The organism is Labilibacter marinus, assembly GCF_001659685.2.
GTDB classification, from domain to species: Bacteria; Bacteroidota; Bacteroidia; order Bacteroidales; family Marinilabiliaceae; genus Saccharicrinis; species Saccharicrinis marinus.
The window spans coordinates 1-1,563 of sequence record NZ_LXYE02000065.1; the positions used below are offsets into that span (position 1 = coordinate 1).

General features: G+C 33.7%; 1 protein-coding gene. It reads right to left on the minus strand.

The features are described from left to right. Positions 1 to 1,434 (minus strand): IS4 family transposase, encoded by a 1,434-nt coding sequence (locus A8L32_RS22550; RefSeq protein WP_083631473.1) that lies wholly within the window; start codon positions 1,432 to 1,434, stop codon positions 1 to 3. Positions 1,435 to 1,563: the final 129 nt, after the last annotated feature.

Below are 1,563 nucleotides of genomic sequence, written 5' to 3' on the forward strand. Positions count from 1 at the left end.
CTACCCTTTTAACTCATTATTGTTCAATACACTCATAGCTAATGAATATCCTTCGTATTTTATTCTAAAAATATCTAAGCCTCGCTTTAAAGAAATATATCCTGGCCTGGGTTGAGATGCATAACCACTCCAGCCACTAAGTCGTGCAAATACCCATGAACAGTAAGCAATCGATCCTATATTAAAAGGATTTTTTTGCTTTTGCGTATCTCCCTCCATTGTTTGATTTAATATTTGTATAAAATCTAGTTCCGATGGAGAAAATAATATATTGGCTTTAACTACATGGTTTTTATCGTATGCTATTTTAAGTGTCATAGTAGTTAGGGCAACTTGTAAAGCCATGATTAATTGCTTTTTTAATGCAACACCGGTTTCTAGTTGGGAGTCTTCTATCTGCATCCCTTTGCTTTTAAGAATTCGGAATAATTCTTCGATAATCCACCTTGTACTATACCATTCGATACATTGCAGGGCATCTTGCGCATTTGATATTTGATGGGTTGTTAGCAGACGCCACAATATGGGTTCTTCTTTTTTTGGTACAGTTTCAGGGAACTCTCTTGCTTCAATAGTATACATTTCAATATATTCTGGATCACCAGTGGGCTTTTTTGTTTTACTTTTAGGCTTGGCTATCTTCACCTTCGCATACCTTAAGCTCATTTTAGCAATCCTTTTTTTTCTCTTCTTATTGTGTTGTATAGGTAATTCATATTCCAGTTCAAGCGGTTGAGCTTCTAAATAGTCAAATAGTTTAATATCCTGTCTGTACAGTCTCCTGTTAATACATGAACGTATCAGTAAATGGGTTTGCTTATTGGGAACTCGTGTCAATTCTTCATAAATATCAGCTTCTCTATCTCCTATTATTGTTAACTGTGAGGTTTGTGGCAACAAATCCTGAGTTTGTTGAGCTGACCTAATCCAACGGTAAGATTCCTTGTCTTCTATATTAAGCTTTTGATATTCCCTTTCATGTCTACTTTTTTTATCCCATGATCGATTCCATAATTGTACTGAAGAAAAACCTATTGGCAAATGCTGCTTGGCATCTACAACCAGCATGGGATGGCAAAAGTATCCTGCATTATCATTCTTGGTAACAGGTCCTATATTAGTATCTTGTCTGCCTATACGGCCAATATGCTTAGTATAGTTAATTTCTGTTGTATCTTGTATGCACAGTAAATGTTCTGATACTTGATTAGCCTTACATTTTGCGGTAATTGCGTCAATTAATTCCATCTCTGTAAATGAAGGGTTTTTAAATAGCTCATATGCTGCTTTCTTATCCTTAAAGGTAGAACAAAACTTATTTACTACTACATTTCCTGTTTTTTGCATGTCATTTAATACTTTCTCTGCTCTTTTTTCAATTCGATAATCCGATAAAAATCCATTAAAATAATTACTGTATCTACTGCGTTTCATGCATTTAAGATACAAAATATAACATTAATTATGAATTATTATAATGCTTAATATTCAGAATGTCAGCGTATTTATTATGCTTTGCTATTTTGACTTCCATTTAACAATAATGTGTATAAAGGGTAGCTT

Coding starts and splice junctions, on each gene's coding strand:
- A8L32_RS22550 (WP_083631473.1), bottom strand. CDS start 1,434: ATGAAACGCAGTAGATACAGTAATTATTTTAATGGATTTTTATCGGAT.